The organism is Luteimonas deserti, assembly GCF_013425765.1.
GTDB lineage: Bacteria > Pseudomonadota > Gammaproteobacteria > Xanthomonadales > Xanthomonadaceae > Luteimonas > Luteimonas deserti.
The window spans coordinates 238,766-257,275 of record NZ_JACCJZ010000004.1; the positions used below are offsets into that span (position 1 = coordinate 238,766).

The window sequence follows — 18,510 nt, forward strand, 5'->3', positions numbered from 1 at the left end:
GACCGCCTCTCGCGTGGCCTCTAGCCGGGGGCGCCGCCCACCCGGGCCAGCAGATCGCGCAGCTCCTGCTTGCCTGCCGGGTCGAGCGCGCCGGCTCGTTGCAGGTCGAGGAGGGCGTCGATCCGCTGCTGCACCACCTGCCGGTTGAGCTGGGTGATGACGTCGTGCAGTTCGGCCTGCCAGATCGCCTCGTCGCCGGGCAGCGTCTGGCTGGCCAGCTTCTGCAGCGCGGGGGCTTCCTCGCGTGCTTCGAAGTGCGCCAGCAGCATGCCGGTGCTGATGTCGGGACGCACACTTCCCAGGGCGATGAGCTCGGTCAGCAGCTCGATGCCGGGCTGACGCAGCGCGACGAAGGGATACGGCGGCGGCAGCGCCGCGGCCATGCCCGGCTTCTGCAGCAACAGCGCGATCGCGTGACGCACCAGACTGCGCTTGGGCGCCGGCACCGCGCGCCCGCCACGCGCCGTGCGCACGGGCGGCTGGACACGCGCAGCGGCGGCCTGGCCGAGCCCGGTGAGTTCGGCCAGGTGCTGGCGCATCAGATCGGCGAAGGCGCCGTCGGGAATCTGCGCCAGCATCGGTTTGGCGCGCTCGGCCAGTCGCGCCTTGCCGTCGAGCGTCGACAGGCTGATGCCTTCGCCCAGGGTGTCGAAGAAGAATGTCGACAGCGGGGTCGCCGCGGCCAGCCGCGCCTCCAGGCCGGTCGCGCCCTCGCTGCGGACGATGGTGTCGGGATCCTCGCCGTCTGGCAGAAACAGAAAGAACGCCTGGCGGCCGTCGCGCATGCGCGGGAGCACCGATTCCATCGCGCGCGTCGCCGCGCGTCGTCCGGCGGCGTCGCCGTCGAAGCAGAAGTACACGTCCGGCGCATTGCGGAACAGCAGCTCGGCGTGGTCGGGGGTCGTCGCCGTGCCCAGCGTCGCCACCGCCTGCGGCACGCCGAACTGGAACAGGGCGACCACGTCCATGTAGCCCTCGACCACGATCAGCCGTTCGATCTTCTGGTTGGCCTGGCGCACCTGCCACAGGCCGTAGAGCTCGCGGCCCTTGTGGAACAGCGGGGTCTCGGGCGAGTTGAGGTACTTGGGCGAATCCTCGGGATCGAGCACCCGGCCGCCGAACGCGATCGGCCGGCCGCGGCGGTCGTGGATCGGAAAGATCACCCGGTCGCGGAACTTGTCGTAGCTGTGGCCGCGGTCGTTCTTCGACAACAGCCCGACCTTCTCCAGCACCGCGACCCGGCGCGCGTCGTCCTTGCCGAGGGCGTCCTTGAGCGACGAGAAGCCGTCGGGCGCGTAGCCGATCGCGAACTGGGCGCGCACCGCATCGTCGACGCCGCGACGCTGCAGGTAGTCGCGCGCCTTGTCGCTGGCGGCCAGCTGGCGCTGGAAGAACCGCATGGCCGCGTCGAGCGCCTCGAACATCGGCGCGCTGTCGGGCCGCGCCTCGCGCTGCTGGGTCTCTCGCGGAATCTCTATGCCGGCGCGCTTGGCCAGCTCGTCCACCGCGTCGAGAAACTCGAGGCGGTCGTAATTCATCAGGAAGCTGATCGCGGTGCCGTGGGCCCCGCAGCCGAAGCAGTGGTAGAACTGCTTGGTCGGCGAAACGGTGAAGCTGGCCGAGCGCTCGTCGTGGAACGGGCAACGCGACGCGTACTCCTTGCCCTGGCGCTTGAGCGGCACGCGCGCGTTGATCAGCTCGACGATGTCGGTGCGCGCGAGCAGGTCGTCGATGAAGGCATCGGGGATCCGGGCCATCAGCGATCCGGACGGCCGGGCCGAGGCCTTCCGCACGGGAACGCACGGGGGGCGGTCGATGGAATCGGTGCGGGGCGGACGCTCATGCGGGCGCTAGGATGCCACGCGCCGCGCGTCTCCCGCGCCCGGTCCGGCGCGCGGTCAGCGTGCCGGGGTCGAATCCTGCGTTCCGCTCCCCACGGACGGGGCGATGCCGGCGGCGGCCTGACGCTCGGCACGCTTGCGCAACGCCCGCTCGACCGACGCCCGGCGCAGGCGCTCGTCGATCACCGCGGTGATCAGCGCGCCGACGAAGAAGATCGTCGCCGCGTAGTACATCCAGATCAGCAGGATCACCAGTGTGCCGAACGAGCCGTAGGCGCTCCCCGGAGCCGCATGGGCGATGTAGACGCCGATCGCCCAGCGCCCGAACACGAACAGCGCCGCGGTGACCGCACCGCCGAACAGCGCCTGGCGCCAGCGCACGCGGCGGTCGGGCAGATAGTGATAGAGCAGGGCGAAGGCCAGCGAATACAGCACCAGGGTCAGCACGTTGCCGACCAGGGGAAGGATCGAGGGCACGTTGGCGAAGATCACCTCGACCGCGGTGGTCATCAGAGTCGAGACCAGCACCAGGAAGCCGAGCGCGAACACCACGCCGGCCGAGAACACGCGCTTGCGCAGGAAGACCTTCAGGCCGCCGGGCAGGCGATCGCCGTCGGTGCGGAAGATCAGGTTCAGCGTGCCCTGCAGCTGCGCGAACACCACCGTGGCGCCGACGAACAGCAGCAGCGTGCTCCACAGCCCGGCCAGCGAGCCGACATCGGGCTGCGCGTTGGCGTTCTGGATGACGGTATTGGCGACCGTCTGCGCGCCCTCGCCCGCGAATGCACCGATCTGCTCGATCAGCGCATCCTGCGCCTCCGGGTACAGCGACGCGACGATCCACAGCACCAGCACCAGCATCGGCGCGAGCGAGATCAGCGTGTAGAACGACAGCGAGGCGGCCTGGGTCAGCAGGTCCGCATCGACGAAGCGTCTGACCAGGGCCGCGGGCAGGCTGTCCTCGAGCCGTTCGACCCGGCGGTCGATCCGGGAGCGCAGCCTGCCCCAGCGGGTGTGGCGCACCGGCGCATCGGAATCGGCGGGGTCCTGGTTCGAGGGGGTACTCATGGGCGAAACGGTCGTCAGGGCCGGGACCGGAGGCCCCTCGCGGCGTTGCCGTCACCTTATGCACGCCCGCGTTGGGGCGCGTGACGACGTCGCGCGATCAGACGGTGGTTCGGGCCAGCTGCCGCAAGGCCTCGCCCTTGAGCCGCTGCACGGTCCAGGTGTCCTGGCCTACGGCGCCCAGGGCGCGATAGAAGCCGATCGCCGGCGCGTTCCAGTCCAGGACCGCCCACTCGAAGCGGCCACAGCCGCGTTCCACGGCCAGGGCCGCCAGATGGGTCATCAACCGCCGCCCGATGCCGCGCCCGCGATGGGCCGGGCGCACGTAGAGGTCTTCGAGATACAGGCCGCGACGGCCGAGGAAGGTCGAGAAATTGTGGAAGAACAGCGCGAAGCCGGCCGGCGCGCCGTCGACTTCGGCCAGCACCACCTCGGCATCGGGACGGTCGCCGAACAGGGCTGCGGCGAACCCGGCCTCGTCGGCCACCACCGCATCGGCCAGGCGTTCGTACTCGGCCAGCTCGCGCACGAAGGCCAGCACCTGCGGCACATCGGCGGGGAGCGCAGGCCGCAGGGTCACCGCCGGCGCGTCGCGGCCGCTCACGCCAGCGACTGCTTCACCAGCCGCGAGACCACGCCCATGTCGGCCTGGCCGGCGAGCCGCGGCTTGAGCACGCCCATCAGCCGGCCGATGTCGGCCGGGCCGCTGGCGCCGGTCTCGGCCTTCGCGGCGGCGATCGCGGCGAGGATCTCGGCCTCGCCCAGCTTCTCGGGCAGATAGCGTTCGATCACGACGATTTCGTCGCGTTCGATCTGCGCCAGGTCCTCGCGGCCGGCGCCCTCGTACTGGCTGACCGAATCGCGCCGCTGCTTGACCATCTTCTCCAGCACCGCGAGCACCGCCGCATCGTCCAGCTCGACGCGTTCGTCCACTTCGCGCTGCTTGATCGCGGCGTTGACCAGGCGGATCACGCCCAGGGTCGCCTTGTCGCCGCCCTTCATGGCGGCTTTCATGTCATCGGTGAGGCGCTGTTTCAGGGACATGGCGGATTCCATCAGGCGGTGCGAACGGAGGCGGGGCGGCGGGGCAGATGCGCGGAAACGGCAAAAAGCCGGCGGCGCGATGCGCGGCCGGCTTGTGCGTCATCAATCACTCGAACCGGGGAATGCCCGGTCCGCGCCGATCAATACAGGCGCTGGCGCTTGGTGACGTCGCGCGACACGCGACGGGCCTGACGCTTGACCGCGGCAGCGGCCTTGCGCTTGCGCTCCTGGGTCGGCTTTTCGTAGAACTCGCGCTTGCGGGTTTCGGCGAGCACGCCCGCCTTCTCGCAGGTGCGCTTGAACCGACGCAGCGCAAACTCGAAGGGTTCGTTTTCGCGGACTTTGACGCTTGGCATGGAATCTCCGGGGAATTGACCGCCCGGCCTCCGTTGGCCGGATCGACTGCGAATGAACTCGCATTCCACCGGGCCCTGGCCCGGCGAGCCGCGTATCATAGCCGCGTCCCGCTCGGCTGTGCAAGCCGTGGGGCCGGCCGCGTCGGCGCGGCGTCCCGTCCCGCATCCGGCAGCTTCGCGATGAAAGTCCTCGGCATCGAAACCTCCTGCGACGAAACCGGCGTGGCCGTCTACGACACCGCGGTGGGCGGTGCGTCCGGCCTGCGCGCGCACGCCGTGTACAGCCAGATCGCGCTGCATGCCGAATACGGCGGCGTGGTGCCCGAACTCGCCAGCCGCGACCATGTGCGCAAGCTGCTGCCGCTGATCCGGCAGACCCTCGCCGAGGCCGGGCTCTCGACCACCGACATCGACGGCGTCGCCTACACCGCGGGGCCCGGTCTGGTGGGCGCGCTGCTGGTGGGCGCGGGCGTGGCCCGGGCGCTGGCATGGGGGCTCGACGTGCCGGCGATCGGTGTGCATCACATGGAGGGCCACCTGCTCGCCCCCCTGATGGAGGACGACCCGCCGGCCGCCCCGTTCGTCGCCCTGCTGGTGTCGGGCGGGCATACTCAGCTCGTGGCGGTCGATGCGATCGGCCGCTATCGCCTGCTGGGCGAGACCCTCGACGACGCCGCCGGCGAGGCCTTCGACAAGACCGCCAAGATGATGGGCCTGCCGTACCCGGGCGGCCCGCAGCTCGCGGCGCTGGCCGAACACGGCACCCCGGGTGCGTTCCGCTTCGCGCGGCCGATGACCGACCGGCCGGGGCTGGATTTCAGCTTCAGCGGTCTCAAGACCCAGGTCCTGCTGGCCTGGCGCGGGAGCGACCAGGCCGACGCCACCCGGCGCGACATCGCCCGCGGATTCGAGGATGCGGTGGTCGACACCCTGGCGATCAAGTGCGCACGCGCGCTGGACGCCGCGGGCTGCGACACCCTGGTGGTCGCCGGCGGCGTGGGCGCGAACACCCGGCTGCGCGCGAAGCTGCAGGCCGACGCCCGCCGCCGCGGCGGCCGCGTGTGTTTTCCGCGCCCGGCCCTGTGCACCGACAACGGCGCGATGATCGCGTTCGCCGGCGCATTGCGCCTCGCCGCCGGGCAGTACGACGACGCCACCGTGCGCGCGACACCGCGCTGGGACATGGCCTCGCTGTCGTCGGTGGCGGCCGCGACGTGAGTGATGCCGGGCGGGCGGGTGGCTGATCGCAGGGGCAGCGCGGCGCGATCGTCGCGACCGCATGCCGGAAGTGCCGGTAAGCTGTTGCCGCCGCAGTTGCCGTGGCGAGCCGCGGCGTTCGACGGACGACTGTCCGGACATCCCCACTCACGAATCCCGGCGTTTCCCCCATGGACCACGTCTTCATCGAAGGCCTCGAGATCGAGGCGCTCATCGGCATCTACGACTGGGAGCGGCGGATCCGTCAGCCGCTGGTGTTCGATCTCGAGATGCGCTTCGACAACCGCGTGCCCGCCGCCAGCGACGACATCGCCGACACGCTCAACTACAAGGCGGTCAGCAAGCGGCTGATCGAGTATGTCTCGGCGTCCGATTTCGGCCTCGTCGAGACCCTGGCCGAACGCTGCGCGGCGATCGTGCTCGAGGAGTTCGCCGTGACGTCGGTCCGCCTGAAGCTCAGCAAGCCCGGCGCAGTGCGTGGCGCGCGTGCGGTCGGCGTGACCATCGAACGCAGCCGGTCGGCCTGATCCGCGCCGCCGACGCCGACCGCGCCAGGAGACAGCCGCACCATGCAGGTCCAGTTCGAACGCCTTCGCGACGTCCTCGCGCCGTATCCGCTGGCCTATACCGCGACCGTGCTGGTGGGACTGCTGGCGCTCGCTTGGCTGGCCAACCTGCTCACCAAGCGCGTGCTGCTGCGCGGCCTGCGCCAGCTGCTGCTGAAGACGCCGCTGGGCGGCGCCCAGCACGATCACGAAGTCCGCCTGCAGGTCATCCCGCGCCTGGCCAACGTGGTCCCGGCCCTGGTGATCTCGGCCGGCATCTCCATCGTGCCGGACCTGCCGCCGCAGCTGGTCACCGTGGTCAAGGCCCTTTGTCAGGTGTTCGTGGTGGTGACGATCGCGCTGGCGGTGTCCAGGGCGCTGGATGCGATCAACCGGCATTACGAACGTCGGCCCGAAGCGCAGAACAAGCCCATCAAGGGCTACTTCCAGGTCGCCAAGATCGTGATGTTCGTGCTGGTGGCGATCTCCGCGGTGGCGACGCTGATCGGCGCGGAATTCCTGCACATCGTCACCGGCCTCGGCGCGATGACGGCCGTGCTGCTGCTGATCTTCCAGGACACGATCCTCTCGCTGGTGGCCAGTGTGCAGATCAGCAACGACGGCCGCGTGCGCATCGGCGACTGGATCGAGATGCCGGGGCAGAATGCAGACGGCGACGTCATCGACATCGCCCTGCACACGGTGACCGTGCGCAATTTCGACCGCACCGTGACCACGGTGCCGACCAAGAAACTGGTCAGCGACTCGTTCAAGAACTGGCGGCACATGTCCGAGGGCGGCGGGCGCCGGATCAAGCGTGCGCTGCACATCGACCAGCACAGCGTGCGCTTTCTCGATCGCGCCGAGATCGCGCGGTTCCGGCGCTTCGCGCTGCTCGACGACTACCTCGACCGCAAGGCCGCCGAGATCCAGGCCTGGAACGATGCGCTGGCCGAGCGCGGGGCCGAGCCGGTGAATCACCGCCGGGTGACCAACCTCGGGACCTTCCGTGCGTACGTGGAGCACTACCTGCGCCACCACGCCGGCATCAACCAGGACCTGACCCTGCTGGTGCGGCAGCTGCAGCCGTGCGAAACCGGCGTGCCGCTGGAGGTCTACTGCTTCACCGCCGATACGCGGTGGCCGGTCTACGAAGGCATCCAGTCGGACATCTTCGACCATCTGCTGGCGATCCTGCCGGAGTTCGACCTGCGCGTGTTCCAGGCGCACAGCGATGCGCCCGTCGAGGTCAGATTGCGGCAGATCGAGGACGCCCCGTCCGATCCGCCGCAGGCGGGGCCACCGCGCGCGGCCCCGCCGCTCCGGGCGCCCGACGCCGGCTGAGGTGCGGAGGCCCTCGCGCGCGTCCACGGCGATGCGCGATCATGGCGCCCCCACCGGAGCGCGCCATGCCCATCGCCCTGCTGAGTCTCGGCAGCAACGTCGAGCCCGAGAGACATCTGCGTGCCGCGATCGCTGAGCTGCAGGCGCGCTTCGACGATGTCGTGGTGTCGGCGGTCTACCGGTTTCCGGCAGTGGGTTATACGGGACCGGATTTCCTCAATGCCGCCGCCACGCTCCGGACCGCGCTCGCGCCGGCCGCCCTCAACGACTGGCTGCACGCGCTCGAGGACGCGCACGGACGCGACCGCAGCGGTCCGCGCTACAGCGATCGCACGCTCGATGTCGACATCGTGCTGTTCGACGACGCGGTGCTGACCGGGGCCGGCAATCTCCGCATCCCGCGCGACGAGCTGCGTCACGCCTTCGTGCTGCGTCCGGCTGCGGAGATCGCGCCCACGTGGCGACACCCTGTCGACGGCCGGACGCTGGCGCAACTGTGGGACGCGCACGCGGACCGCGACACGCCATTCGACCGGATCGATGGCGTCTGCGCGGACGCGCGCCTCTGATGGATGCGCATGCGGGTCTGCGCATCCTCGGTACCGGCTGTCATCACCCGGCGCGGCGCGTGGCGTCGACGGTGTTCGATGCACGCCTCGGCCTGCCGCCGGGCGGCAGTGAAGCGGCGACGGGCGTGGCGATGCGCGGCATCGCCGGCGACGACGAGACCGCCTCGTGGATGGCGGCCCGCGCGGCCGAGGCGGCATTGCGGGCGGCCGGCATCGACGGCGGCGCGCTCGATGCGATCGTCTCGACCTGCGCGGTGATGGAGCAGCCGATACCCTGCCAGGCGGCACTCGTGCAACGCGCACTCGGCCTCGGCGCGTCCGGCATTCCGGCCTTCGACATCAACGCGACCTGCCTCGGCTTCCTGGTCGCGCTGGATCTGATCGACGTGTCGATCGCCGCCGGCCGCTATCGCCGCGTGCTGGTGGTCGCCAGCGACGTGCCCTCGCGGGGCCTGCGCGCCGAGGATCCGGTGACCGCGCCGCTGTTCGGCGACGGCGCGGCAGCGGTCGTACTGGGCGCAGCCGCCCCGGGCGAGCCGTCGGCCCTGCTCGCCTGGCGCATGGAAACCTATGCCGACGGCGCCGACGCCTGCCGCATCCGCGGCGGTGGCACGCGCGTCGCGCCGGGTGATCCGCGCAACGACGACCGCGATGCCTATCGCTTCGAGATGGACGGCCCGGCGACGTTCCGCATGGCCGGCCGACGTCTGCCGAGACTGCTCGCACGCCTGCTCGAAGCGGCCGGCCTCCCGGTCGACGCGCTCGACTGCATCGTCCCGCACCAGGCCTCCGGCGGCGGCCTCGACCGCATCGTGCAGGCGCTGCGCCTGCCGGAGGCGCGCACCGTGCGCATCCTCGGCGAGCACGGCAACCAGGTCGCGGCGTCGCTGCCCCATGCGTTGCACCATGCGATCGACAGCGGGCACCTGCAACGTGGCCAGACCTGCCTGCTGCTCGGCACCGGCGCCGGCCTGTCGGTGGGCGGCGCGGTGCTGCGGTACTGACGTGCGTGTCCAGCTGACCCTGTTCGATGTCGGCCACTGCCGCCACTGCGAGCGGGTCACGCTGGCTGGCGGGCGCTGGGCCAGCGTGACGTTCCCGTCGATGGTCGCGCTGATCGTGCATCCGACCGAGGGCGCCATCCTCTACGACACGGGCTACGCGCCGCATTTCATCGGCGCCACCGCGGCTTTTCCCGAGCGCGCGTACCGCTGGGCGACGCCGGCGGCGCTGCCGCAGGCGCAGCGGCTGGAGGTGCAGCTGGCCGCTTGCGGCCTGCGGCCGTCCGACATCCGCTGGTGTCTGGTCTCCCACTTCCACGCCGACCACATCGCCGGGCTGCGCGACCTGCCGAGCGCGCGCTTCATGTGCATGCGCGAAGACCTCGAGGGCATGCGCGCGATGTCGCGCCTGCGCGGTCTGCGCAACGGGTGGTTGCCGGCCCTCGTGCCGGACGATTTCGATGCGCGTGTGCGCTATGCAGGCGACGGGATCGCGCGCGCGTTGCCGGCGCCCTGGACCACGCTGGGCGAGGGCGTCGACCTGTTCGGCGACGGCAGCCTGTTTGCGGTGGCGATGCCGGGCCACGCACCGCGGCAGATGGGCCTGTGCCTGCGCGATGCGCAGGACCGCGCGGTGCTGCTGTGCGCCGATGCCTGCTGGTCGCATCTGACGTTCCGGGAGCGGCGCCTGCCGACCTGGCCGGCACGGCTGGTGACGCACGACTGGGCCGCCTACGTGCGCACCGTGGAACGGCTGCACGCGCTCGCGCGCACCGCGCCCGATGTCGCGATCCTGCCGTCGCACTGCCGGGCCAGTCTCGACGCGTATCGCGCGGCGACCTCCGCGACGATGCCTGGAGGCCGCGCATGCGCATCCTCGTGACCGGGGCGTCCGGCTTCGTCGGCGGCGCCTTCCTGCGGCGTCATGCCGGCGAGAAGGATCTGCAGCTGATCGGCACCGGGCGACGCGCGAGCGATCTCGACGATTACATCCGCTGCGATCTCAGCCGGCCGTTCGATCTGCCAGTGCGGCCCGACGTCGTCATCCATGCCGCCGCGCGATCCTCGCCGTGGGGCACGCGCGCCGAGTACAGCGCGCAGAACGTCGACGCGACCCGGCACGTCATCGAGTTCTGCCGCCGCAACGGCAGCCCACGCCTGGTCTATCTGTCGTCGAGCTCGGTGTTCTACCGCGAGGCGCATCAATACGACCTGCGCGAGGACAGCGTGGTCGGCCCGCGGTTCGTCAACACCTATGCCGAAACCAAATATGCCGGCGAGCAGCTGGTGCGCGACTATCCCGGCGAACACGTGATCGTCCGACCGCGTGCGGTGTTCGGCGTCGGCGACACGGTGCTGTTTCCGCGCATTCTCGAAGCCGCGCGTCGTGGCGCCTTGCCGCTGTTCACCGGTCAGGACCGGCCGGTCGTCGGCGACCTGATCCAGATCGATACGCTGTCGGACTACCTGCTGCGGGTCGCGACGATGGCGGCGCCCGCCGAGAGCTACAACCTGACCAACGCGCAGCCGGTGGACATCCAGACGCTGCTGCTCGATGTGCTGGGCCGGCTGGACCTGCCGGCGCCGACTCGGCGCGTGCCCATCGGCGCGGCCCTGCGCATGGCGACCATCGCCGAATGGCTGTGGCGCAGCCTGCGGCTGCGCGGCGAGCCGCCCCTGACGCGCTTCGGGGTCGGTGTATTCGCGTATTCGAAGACCTTCGATCCGGCGCGGATGCTCGCCGATCTCGGCCCGCCGAGCGTCTCGATCGCAACCGGCATCGACGACTTCGTTGCCTGGCAGCAGGCGCAGTGGGCGGCGTGAATCTCGCGGCCGTCTTCGCCTGCGCATACGCCGCGGTGCTGGTGTTGCGTGCGGTCTGTGCATGGCGCGAGATCCACCGGCAGGCAGCGCTGCCTGCGGCGGATGCCGCATGGGCGATGTCCGGGGTCGCGGTCCTGCAGCCGATCCTCGGCGGCGATCCACGGCTGGCCGAGGTGCTGGACGAGACGCTCGATGCCCTGCCGGGCGCGCGTTTCCACTGGCTCGTCGATGACGGCGATACGCAGGCGCGGGTCGTGGTCGCATCGCTGCGCGCCGCGCATCCACGTGCGCGCGTCGCCGTCGAGGTCAATCCGCCGGCGCCCGACGGCGTGAACCCCAAGAGCTTCAAGCTCGATCGCGCACTCGCTGCGGTCGAGGCGCCGGTGTGCCTCGTGCTCGACGACGACGCCACGCTGACCGCCGGCGCGCTCGCGCGGCTGGTCGCCGCGCTCGACACCGCCGAGATCGCAACCGCCCTGCCGGCTTATGTCGACGACGGTGAGCCAATGGCCGGGCGCCTGCTCGCGCGGTTCGTCAACGACAATGCCGCGCTGACCTATCTCGCGCCGCTGGCCTGGGCGCCGCCGGTGTCGATCAACGGCATGTGCTACGCCATGCGCACCGCGCATCTGCGAGCGCTCGGTGGCTTCGCGCCGCTGCTGCACGCCCTGGCCGACGACCTGGCGATGGCCGACCACGTGCGCGCGCACGGCGGCCGCATCGCCCAGACCATCGCCCCGGTGCGCGTGCGCACCAGCATCGAAGGCCCGGCACACTACATCCGCCAGATGCATCGCTGGATGCTGTTCGCGACCCTGCTGCTGCGGCGCCAGCCGCTGCGGCTGCAGCTCGGAATCATCGTCCTGGACGGCGTGCCGCCGCTGCTGCTGTGGGCGACGGGCATTGCGCTGCTCGCGCGACCATCCGTCGTCGGCGTGCTGGGTGCGGGGGGCGTGCTCGTACTGCGCGCTGCCGTGACCGCGCTGTTGCAGCGCAGGCCCGGCGGCGCCGCGTCGCCGGCTCCGCTCCTTTCGTTGCTGAGCGAGCTGCTGCAGCCCCTGCACCTGCTGCATGCGGTCTGCGTGCGTACGGTGCGCTGGCGCTGCCGGCGCTATCGCGTGCATGCCGACGGCGGCTTCCATGTCGCCTGAAACCGCCGCACCGATCCGCATCGCGTTCCTGACCGGGCGCAGCGATCGAGCGCGCTGCGGTCTGAGCCCGGAGCAGCAACGCTTTCTCGATGCGCTGCGTGCCCCCGGACGCCAGTTCGTCGACTGCAACTTTCCGTACGCCGCGGCAGATGCCGGACACGTCGCCGTCCCGCTGCCGCTGGCGGCATGGCGCAACCTCGGCGACTACATCGGTGCGCGCCGCGCCGCGTTTGCCGGCCGTCACCGCGCGTCGGTGACGGCGAGGTTCGAAGGTGATGCTGCCGTCGTGCTGCTGGCCGGCAGCTGCGGGCTGGAGCTGCTCGCGGGCCTGCAGCTGCCCGCCGACCTGCGCACGCGCCTGCACGTGTTCGCCTACGGACCGGTCGCGCGCCGCGCACCCGACGTCGCACGCCTGCTGTGCGTGCAGGGCCGCGGCGACTGGATCTCGCGCCTCGGCTGGCACGGACCGGTCCAGCGCGTGGGTGGCGGACACATGGACTATCTGCGCCGGCCCGATGTCCGGGCGTTGTGCGACGGCTTCATCGCGGCCACGCCATGCGCATCGACCTGATCGCGCCGCCCTACAGCGGGCATCTGCATCCGGTGCTCGCGATGGCTTGCGGACTCGCGGCACATCACGCGGTGCGTGTGCTGTCGACCCCCTCGGCGATGGCGCAGATCGAACGGGCCGGTCTGATCGGTGTACCGCTGCTCGATGCCGACGCCGAACGCGTGCTCGCCGCGATCTCCGATCCACGCCATGCGGTAGGCAGCCATCCGCTGCGCATGCACCGGCAACTGCGCGCCGCGCTCGGCGTCATGGCCCGCTTCGCGCAGGCGCTGCGCGACGCGTATGCGGCCGAGGCCACGCGACCGGCGCTCGTCATCGCCGACTTCACCGTCCCCGCGGCGGGTGTGGTGGCGCAGTCGCTCGGCCTTCGCTGGTGGACCAGCCTGCCGTCGCCGTGCGTGCTCGAGGCGCCCGATGGACCTCCGGCGTATCTGGGCGGACTGTCGCCCGCCACCCATGCGGGCCAACGCATCGCACACGCGCTGGCGCGGCGCGCGGTGCGCGGCTTCAAGCGCGGCGTGCAGTGCGTCCATCGGCGACGCATGGCGGGGCTGGGCCTTCCGCGGCTCTATCGCGATGACGGCAGCGAGGCGGTGTACTCGCCCGAGCGGATCCTCGCCCTCGGCATCGAGCCGCTCGAATTTCCGCGCACCTGGCCCGCCGCGCTGCGCTTCGTCGGCCCGCAGTTGCCGGCGCCGGGCGTCGACACGCCGTGGCTGGCACCGCGCCCGCCACCGGTCTTCGTCGAGGGCCGGCGGCATGTACTGGTGACGCTGGGCACGCACCTGCGCTGGGCCAAGGACGCGTTCGACGCACGCCTGCGCGCGCTGGCCGAGGCGATGCCGGAGATCGAGGTCCACTTCACCGACGGCGATGCCGACGGCGCGCACCACGACCGCGCCGGCAACTACCAGCGGCTGGCCTACGTCGACTATGCGCGCTGGATCGGCCGCTACGCGCTCGTCGTGCACCACGGCGGCGCCGGCATCCTCTACCAGTGTCTGGCCGCCGGCATTCCGGCGATCGTCTGCCCGCAGGACTACGACCAGTTCGACCATGCGGCGCGCCTGAGCCGCGCGCGTGCGGCCCTGTGGCTGCGCGACTCGGCCGGCCTGGAGGCCGCGGTGCGGCGTGCATTCGCGGAGCCGGCACTGTTCGCCGGTCTCCCGGCCCTGCAGACGGCGGTGCGTGCGACCGTGACCGCGCGCCCGCCGGTCACATGGATCACCGACGATCCGTCTGGGTGATGCCCGAGACGCGAAGGTGACGTCTGTCACTGGGCATCGCGCCGTCCGGTCGCCACCATCCACCCGATGCCCGAGTGCCGGCATCGCATCACCAAAAAGGGGAAGAGGATCATGGTCGAGACGCTGTCGCGCAGCTGGGGTCTGGTGAAGGCGAGTGCGGGCGTGCTGCGCTCGGACAAGGAACTGATGCTGTTTCCAGTGCTGTCGGGGCTGGCATCCCTGGTCGTGCTGGCCACGTTCGCGCTGCCGGTTTTCGCCCTGCGCGTGTTCGAACAGGGCATCGGCATCGCCGGCCTGCTGCTCGCGTTCGTGTTCTATTTCTGCCAGTACGCGGTGATCGTGTTCTTCAATGCGGCGCTCGTCGGCGCGGCGATGATCCGTCTCGACGGCGGCGACCCCACGCTGTCCGACGGCCTGGCCGCGGCGCGGCGTCGGCTGCCCGCGATCCTGGGATATGCGGCGATCGCCGCGACGGTCGGTGTGCTGCTGCAGGCGATGAAGCGCCAGGACAACAATTTCCTGGTGCGGCTGCTCGGCAGCGGTCTCGGCGTCGCCTGGACGCTCGCGGCCTTCCTGGTGGTGCCGGTGCTGGTGAGTCGCGACATCGGACCGATCGATGCGCTCAAGGACAGCGTCGCGCTGCTCAAGCGCACCTGGGGCGAGAACGCCCTGGGCAGTGTCGGCATCGGCGCGGCCTTTGGCCTGCTGACCGGGCTGGCCGCGGTGGCCGGTGTCGGGCTGAGCGTGATCGCGTTCCAGAGCTCCACCACCCTCGGAATCGCGGTCGCCGTGGTCTGCGCGCTGGGCCTGATGCTGCTCGCGGTCTACCAGGCGGCGCTGACCGGCATCTACTCGGCGGCGTTGTACCGATACGCGGTGTCGCACGAGGTGCCGGCGGGCTTCTCCGGCGCGCAGCTCGAGCACGCCTTCGCGCCGAAGCGCTGAGCGATCGCGCGGCGCCGGCCCGCGCCGTCCGTCACATGCCCGTGTGCCGGGCGGGGGTGGGACATCCGCGCAGAGCCTCGCCGCGTGTGTGCGGGTGCTCGTACCGGGCACCGCGTCGCGCGAGGCGTACTAGAGCGACCGTCCACCATCGAGCCGCAGGACTTCGCCGGTCATGAAGCCGCCGGCCAGCAGCCAGGCCACGGCATCGGCGATCTCGGCGACCGCGCCGAGCCGGGCGAGCGGGGTGGCGTCGAGAATGCGGGCCTGCTGGGCGGGATCGGCACCGTCCTCCGGCCACAGGATCGCCCCGGGCGAGACCGCATTGACCCGCACCTCCGGCGCCAGCGCGACCGCGAGGCCCCGGGTCAGCCCGAGCAATGCGGCTTTGGACGCCGCGTAGGCCACCAGATCGGCGCGCGGGCGTTCGGCATAGAGATCGCCGATGTTGACGATCGCGCCACCCGACGCACGCAGATGCGGCGCGGCGGCCTGGGCGAGCAGGAACGGCGCGCGGGCATTGGTCGCCATCAGCGCATCGAACGCCTCGGCGCGCGTGCTCTCGAACGCGGTCGGTGCGAAGGCCGCCGCATTGTTGACCAGCCCGTCCAGCCGTCCGAAGCCGGCGACGACGCCGTCGACGAGCGCAGGCAGCGCGCTCGCATCCGCCAGATCGCCCTGCAGCACCCGTGCGCTGCCCGGGCGCGCTGTTTCGAGTTCGGCAGCCAGTGCGTCGGCCTCGTCGCGCGAACGGTGACAGTGCAACGCGACCGCGTAGCCGTCGGCATGCAGGCGGCGCGCGATCGCGGCACCGATCCGCCGGGCGGCGCCGGTGACCAGAACGACGGGTGGGGGCTCGGACATGCAGGCGCCACGATGAAGACGGGCTGCCACCTTACGCCAGCGGTCGCGCCCGGTCCCAGGATGACGTGCCGGCCGGCCGGCCGGGCGGTCGTGGCCACGCCGGGGGCGGACGATGCCGGTCCCCGCGCGGCAGGGGTCGGCCACGCCGCTCGCCGTGCGGAGCGGGAAGGCGATGCAGGCGCGACAGCGAGGCATTGACGCGGGGTCCCGCAGGGCCTCGCGTATCCTGACCGCCGCATGATGTTCGAGGATGTTGCGATGCCGGTTCCGGTTCCCGATCCGTCCGACGACGCGCTGGCGCACAGCCGGCGCCTGCGCGAGCTGATCCACGCGCAGATCGCCGAGGCCGGCGGGGCGATCCCGTTCTGGAAGTTCATGGAGCTGGCGCTGTACGCACCGGGTCTGGGCTACTACAGCGCCGGCGCGGCGAAATTCGGTCCGGCCGGTGATTTCGTCACCGCGCCCGAGCTCGGGCCGCTGTTCGCCGAATGTCTGGCCGAGGCCTTCGCGCCGGTGCTGCGCGAGATCGGTCCAGGCGCGCAGGTGCTCGAGATCGGCGGCGGCAGCGGCGCATTCGCCGGCGATGCGCTGTCGCATCTGGCGGCGCTCGATGCGACGCCGGCGCGCTACGCGATTCTCGAGCCTAGCGCGGACCTGCGCGAGCGCCAGCGCACGCATCTGCAGGCGCGCCTGCCCGCCGGCCTGTTCGAGCGTGTGGCCTGGATCGACGGACCGATGCCGGACGACTGGGAGGGCGTGCTGTTCGCCAACGAGGTGATCGATGCGCTGCCGACGCCGCGCTTCGTGATCGGCGAGGGCGAGGTCTACGAGGAGTACGTGGTCCGCGCCGGTGACGGCTTCGACGTCACCTTGCATCCGGCCGATGCCCTGCTGTCGGCGGCGGTGCGACACGTCGAGCGGCAGCGCAGTGCGCCGCTGCCCGACGGCTACCGCGCCGAGGTGCTGCCGCAGCTGCCGTACTGGGTGCAGGCGGTGGCCGGCGGCCTGCAGCGCGGCGCGATGCTGTTCGTCGATTACGGCTACGCCCGGCGCGAGTACTACCTCGACGACCGGCGCGACGGCACCCTGCGCGCCTTCCAGCGGCACCGCGTGTCCGATGACGTGTTCGCGCTTCCCGGGCTGCAGGACATCACCGCGTCGGTGGACTTCACCGCGCTGGCCGAGGCCGGCACGCACGCGGGCTTCGACTTCGCCGGTTACTGCAGCCAGACCTCGCTGCTGGTCGGCAACCGGCTCGAGCACCGGCTCGCCGCGCACGAGGCCGCGGCGTCGGACGAAGCGGCGCGATACGCCCTGCGCCAGCAGGCCAAGCGGCTGACCCTGCCCGGGCAGATGGGCGAGGCCTTCCAGGCGATCGGCTTCGCGCGCGATGTCGACTTCGGCCACGCCTTTCTCGTCGGCGATCTGAGCCACCGCCTGTGAGGCCTGCGCCACGATTCGGACGCGCACTCAAGCCGTTCCGTCGGCCGTGGCTGTGGGGCGGCCTCTGGGTGCTCGCGATCGCGGCCGTGGTCGCGCTTTCGCTCGGTCCGCCGATGCCGATGCCGGACGTGCGCGACGGCGACAAGCTGGGTCACTTCGCGGCGTACTTCGCGCTCGCGGCCGGTGCCGTGCAGCTCTACGCGCGCTGGCCCTCGCTGCTGGGGGCGGGCATGGGTCTGGTGCTGCTCGGCATCGGCGTCGAATACGCCCAGGGCGCGTTGACGCAGACCCGCCTGCAGGATCCTGCGGACGCGCTGGCCAACACCCTCGGCGTCATCGCCGGCCTCGGCACCCGGCTCACGCCGCTGCGCGATCTGCTGGTGCAGTTGGACCGGCGCGGCGACACGTCTGCCGGTCCGCGCGGATAATCCTCCACCGTCCCCGTTCCGGCACGCCGATGTCCTCTCCCTCCATGTCCGCCCCGACCGCGATCGCCGACGAGCCACGCGCCGCCCAACGTCTGGCCTGGGCGCGTTCGGCTTCGGGCGATCCGGCGCTCGCGCTCGAACGCGCATCGATGGATGCGGGCTTCCGCAGCTACTGGCGCGCCGGAGCCGGCGCGGCGTCGCGGATCGTCATGGATTCACCACCGGCGCTCGAGGACGTGCGGCCGTGGTTGCGCATCCGCGATCTGCTCGAAGCCGGCGGGGTGCGCGTGCCACGGGTGCTCGCGCGTGACGTCGATGCCGGCTTCCTGCTGCTCGAGGATCTGGGCACCGATACCTGCCTGCAGGCGTTGCCGCGTCTCGATGCCGATGCGCTGGCGGACGCCGCCTTCGACCAGCTGCTGCGGCTGCAGGCGATCGCACCGCCTGCGGATCTTCCCGTCTTCGACGCGGCGATGCTGCGCCGGGAGCTGGCGCTGTTCGAGGACTGGTTCCTCGGCCGGCATCTCGGCGTGACGCTCGACCCCGACGAACGCCGCGGCTGGGACGCCGTGCAGACGCATCTGGTGGACGCGATGCTGGCCCAGCCGCGGGTGCTCGTGCATCGCGACTTCATGCTGCGCAACCTGATGCCGACCGGCGCCGGCGTGGCGGTCCTGGATTTCCAGGACGCCGTGTACGGGCCGGTGGCCTACGACGTGGCCTGCCTGCTGCGGGATGCCTTCCACAGCTGGCCGCAGGCCCGGGTGCAGGCCTGGCTCGACCGCTACCACGCGCGTGCGTCGGCCGCGGGCGTCCCGGTACCGGCGCATGCGCACTTCCTGCGCGACGTGGCGCTGACCGGCGCCCAGCGCCATCTGAAGGTCATGGGCATCTTCGCGCGCCTTCACCACCGGGACGGCAAGCCGAAGTATCTCGCCGACGCGCCGCGTTTTCTCGCCTATCTCGATGCGGTCGTGCCGTCCGAGCCCGCGCTCGCGCCGCTCGGCGCGCTGCTCGAGCGTCACGTGCGCCCGCACCTCGCCGCCCGCTGATCCGT

Annotated in this window: 20 protein-coding genes; 14 read left to right on the top strand and 6 right to left on the bottom strand. The window is 71.4% G+C overall.

What is annotated here, in order from left to right; genetic code table 11:
- Positions 1 to 20: 20 nt before the first annotated feature.
- The 5 genes from dnaG to rpsU all read right to left on the bottom strand — a co-directional run bounded on the left by dnaG (position 21) and on the right by rpsU (position 4,306).
- Positions 21 to 1,757: a DNA primase gene (dnaG, locus tag H0E82_RS01695; protein WP_180543240.1), complete on the bottom strand. Its 1,737-nt coding sequence runs from the start codon at positions 1,755 to 1,757 to the stop codon at positions 21 to 23.
- A gap of 141 nt (positions 1,758 to 1,898) precedes the next feature.
- Entirely contained in the window at positions 1,899 to 2,909 is a 1,011-nt protein-coding gene (locus H0E82_RS01700; protein ID WP_180543241.1) for a YihY/virulence factor BrkB family protein, read from the bottom strand.
- Between the two features lie 97 nt (positions 2,910 to 3,006).
- Positions 3,007 to 3,510: a GNAT family N-acetyltransferase gene (locus H0E82_RS01705; RefSeq protein ID WP_180543242.1), complete on the bottom strand. Its 504-nt coding sequence runs from the start codon at positions 3,508 to 3,510 to the stop codon at positions 3,007 to 3,009.
- Positions 3,507 to 3,950 (bottom strand): GatB/YqeY domain-containing protein, encoded by a 444-nt coding sequence (locus tag H0E82_RS01710; protein ID WP_180543243.1) that lies wholly within the window; start codon positions 3,948 to 3,950, stop codon positions 3,507 to 3,509. The genes H0E82_RS01705 and H0E82_RS01710 overlap by 4 nt, the downstream gene beginning before the upstream one ends.
- Positions 3,951 to 4,090: 140 nt before the next feature.
- Positions 4,091 to 4,306: a 30S ribosomal protein S21 gene (gene rpsU, locus H0E82_RS01715; protein ID WP_047138278.1), complete on the bottom strand. Its 216-nt coding sequence runs from the start codon at positions 4,304 to 4,306 to the stop codon at positions 4,091 to 4,093.
- A gap of 180 nt (positions 4,307 to 4,486) precedes the next feature.
- Between rpsU and tsaD the strand changes: the two genes are divergently transcribed.
- The 11 genes from tsaD to H0E82_RS01770 all read left to right on the top strand — a co-directional run bounded on the left by tsaD (position 4,487) and on the right by H0E82_RS01770 (position 14,721).
- On the top strand, positions 4,487 to 5,524 hold the full coding sequence (gene tsaD / locus H0E82_RS01720) for a tRNA (adenosine(37)-N6)-threonylcarbamoyltransferase complex transferase subunit TsaD (protein ID WP_180543244.1): 1,038 nt from the start codon (positions 4,487 to 4,489) through the stop codon (positions 5,522 to 5,524).
- Positions 5,525 to 5,694: 170 nt separating this feature from the next.
- A complete protein-coding gene (folB, locus tag H0E82_RS01725; protein ID WP_180543245.1) occupies positions 5,695 to 6,051 on the top strand; it encodes a dihydroneopterin aldolase in 357 nt (118 codons plus the stop codon).
- Between the two features lie 42 nt (positions 6,052 to 6,093).
- The gene (locus H0E82_RS01730) at positions 6,094 to 7,413 is read left to right on the top strand and encodes a mechanosensitive ion channel family protein (RefSeq protein WP_180543246.1); all 1,320 of its coding nucleotides are present in this window, start codon (positions 6,094 to 6,096) and stop codon (positions 7,411 to 7,413) included.
- Positions 7,414 to 7,478: 65 nt separating this feature from the next.
- A complete protein-coding gene (folK, locus tag H0E82_RS01735; protein ID WP_180543247.1) occupies positions 7,479 to 7,982 on the top strand; it encodes a 2-amino-4-hydroxy-6-hydroxymethyldihydropteridine diphosphokinase in 504 nt (167 codons plus the stop codon).
- A complete protein-coding gene (locus tag H0E82_RS01740; RefSeq protein ID WP_180543248.1) occupies positions 7,982 to 8,986 on the top strand; it encodes a 3-oxoacyl-[acyl-carrier-protein] synthase III C-terminal domain-containing protein in 1,005 nt (334 codons plus the stop codon). The genes folK and H0E82_RS01740 overlap by 1 nt, the downstream gene beginning before the upstream one ends.
- A 1-nt stretch (position 8,987) precedes the next feature.
- Positions 8,988 to 9,866 (top strand): MBL fold metallo-hydrolase, encoded by an 879-nt coding sequence (locus H0E82_RS01745; protein ID WP_328796926.1) that lies wholly within the window; start codon positions 8,988 to 8,990, stop codon positions 9,864 to 9,866.
- Complete coding sequence (locus tag H0E82_RS01750; RefSeq protein WP_180543250.1) at positions 9,851 to 10,807, top strand: NAD-dependent epimerase/dehydratase family protein; 957 nt, start codon at positions 9,851 to 9,853, stop codon at positions 10,805 to 10,807. Before H0E82_RS01745 ends, H0E82_RS01750 begins: the two co-directional genes overlap by 16 nt.
- On the top strand, positions 10,804 to 11,958 hold the full coding sequence (locus H0E82_RS01755; protein WP_328796927.1) for a glycosyltransferase: 1,155 nt from the start codon (positions 10,804 to 10,806) through the stop codon (positions 11,956 to 11,958). Before H0E82_RS01750 ends, H0E82_RS01755 begins: the two co-directional genes overlap by 4 nt.
- Positions 11,948 to 12,529: a hypothetical protein gene (locus tag H0E82_RS01760; protein ID WP_180543251.1), complete on the top strand. Its 582-nt coding sequence runs from the start codon at positions 11,948 to 11,950 to the stop codon at positions 12,527 to 12,529. Before H0E82_RS01755 ends, H0E82_RS01760 begins: the two co-directional genes overlap by 11 nt.
- Positions 12,514 to 13,776 carry a glycosyltransferase gene (locus H0E82_RS01765; protein ID WP_180543252.1) on the top strand — a complete coding sequence of 421 codons (1,263 nt, stop codon included), beginning with the start codon at positions 12,514 to 12,516 and terminating at the stop codon, positions 13,774 to 13,776. Before H0E82_RS01760 ends, H0E82_RS01765 begins: the two co-directional genes overlap by 16 nt.
- Before the next feature lie 111 nt (positions 13,777 to 13,887).
- Positions 13,888 to 14,721, top strand: coding sequence for a DUF6159 family protein (locus H0E82_RS01770; RefSeq protein ID WP_180543253.1), 834 nt, complete (start codon positions 13,888 to 13,890; stop codon positions 14,719 to 14,721).
- Positions 14,722 to 14,850: 129 nt separating this feature from the next.
- Here the strand turns inward: H0E82_RS01770 and H0E82_RS01775 are convergent, their stop codons facing one another.
- Positions 14,851 to 15,582, bottom strand: coding sequence for a pteridine reductase (locus H0E82_RS01775; RefSeq protein ID WP_180543254.1), 732 nt, complete (start codon positions 15,580 to 15,582; stop codon positions 14,851 to 14,853).
- A gap of 258 nt (positions 15,583 to 15,840) precedes the next feature.
- On the opposite strand from H0E82_RS01775, the gene H0E82_RS01780 reads away from it, so the two are divergent.
- The 3 genes from H0E82_RS01780 to H0E82_RS01790 are packed head-to-tail and all read left to right on the top strand — an operon-like array spanning position 15,841 to position 18,505.
- Positions 15,841 to 17,025, top strand: coding sequence for a class I SAM-dependent methyltransferase (locus tag H0E82_RS01780; protein WP_180543255.1), 1,185 nt, complete (start codon positions 15,841 to 15,843; stop codon positions 17,023 to 17,025).
- Positions 17,022 to 17,453, top strand: coding sequence for a VanZ family protein (locus H0E82_RS01785; RefSeq protein ID WP_180543256.1), 432 nt, complete (start codon positions 17,022 to 17,024; stop codon positions 17,451 to 17,453). The genes H0E82_RS01780 and H0E82_RS01785 overlap by 4 nt, the downstream gene beginning before the upstream one ends.
- Positions 17,454 to 17,497: 44 nt before the next feature.
- The gene (locus H0E82_RS01790) at positions 17,498 to 18,505 is read left to right on the top strand and encodes an aminoglycoside phosphotransferase family protein (RefSeq protein ID WP_180543257.1); all 1,008 of its coding nucleotides are present in this window, start codon (positions 17,498 to 17,500) and stop codon (positions 18,503 to 18,505) included.
- Positions 18,506 to 18,510 lie beyond the last annotated feature (5 nt).

Excerpts from the sequence above, each read along its gene's own strand:
- H0E82_RS01700 (WP_180543241.1), bottom strand. The coding sequence starts at position 2,909 with ATGAGTACCCCCTCGAACCAGGACCCCGCCGATTCCGATGCGCCGGTG.
- tsaD (WP_180543244.1), top strand. The coding sequence starts at position 4,487 with ATGAAAGTCCTCGGCATCGAAACCTCCTGCGACGAAACCGGCGTGGCC.
- H0E82_RS01730 (WP_180543246.1), top strand. The coding sequence starts at position 6,094 with ATGCAGGTCCAGTTCGAACGCCTTCGCGACGTCCTCGCGCCGTATCCG.
- H0E82_RS01770 (WP_180543253.1), top strand. The coding sequence starts at position 13,888 with ATGGTCGAGACGCTGTCGCGCAGCTGGGGTCTGGTGAAGGCGAGTGCG.
- H0E82_RS01780 (WP_180543255.1), top strand. The coding sequence starts at position 15,841 with ATGCCGGTTCCGGTTCCCGATCCGTCCGACGACGCGCTGGCGCACAGC.
- H0E82_RS01740 (WP_180543248.1), top strand. The coding sequence starts at position 7,982 with ATGGATGCGCATGCGGGTCTGCGCATCCTCGGTACCGGCTGTCATCAC.
- dnaG (WP_180543240.1), bottom strand. The coding sequence starts at position 1,757 with ATGGCCCGGATCCCCGATGCCTTCATCGACGACCTGCTCGCGCGCACC.
- folB (WP_180543245.1), top strand. The coding sequence starts at position 5,695 with ATGGACCACGTCTTCATCGAAGGCCTCGAGATCGAGGCGCTCATCGGC.
- H0E82_RS01750 (WP_180543250.1), top strand. The coding sequence starts at position 9,851 with ATGCGCATCCTCGTGACCGGGGCGTCCGGCTTCGTCGGCGGCGCCTTC.
- H0E82_RS01775 (WP_180543254.1), bottom strand. The coding sequence starts at position 15,582 with ATGTCCGAGCCCCCACCCGTCGTTCTGGTCACCGGCGCCGCCCGGCGG.
- H0E82_RS01790 (WP_180543257.1), top strand. The coding sequence starts at position 17,498 with ATGTCCGCCCCGACCGCGATCGCCGACGAGCCACGCGCCGCCCAACGT.
- H0E82_RS01765 (WP_180543252.1), top strand. The coding sequence starts at position 12,514 with ATGCGCATCGACCTGATCGCGCCGCCCTACAGCGGGCATCTGCATCCG.
- folK (WP_180543247.1), top strand. The coding sequence starts at position 7,479 with ATGCCCATCGCCCTGCTGAGTCTCGGCAGCAACGTCGAGCCCGAGAGA.
- H0E82_RS01760 (WP_180543251.1), top strand. The coding sequence starts at position 11,948 with ATGTCGCCTGAAACCGCCGCACCGATCCGCATCGCGTTCCTGACCGGG.
- rpsU (WP_047138278.1), bottom strand. The coding sequence starts at position 4,306 with ATGCCAAGCGTCAAAGTCCGCGAAAACGAACCCTTCGAGTTTGCGCTG.
- H0E82_RS01710 (WP_180543243.1), bottom strand. The coding sequence starts at position 3,950 with ATGTCCCTGAAACAGCGCCTCACCGATGACATGAAAGCCGCCATGAAG.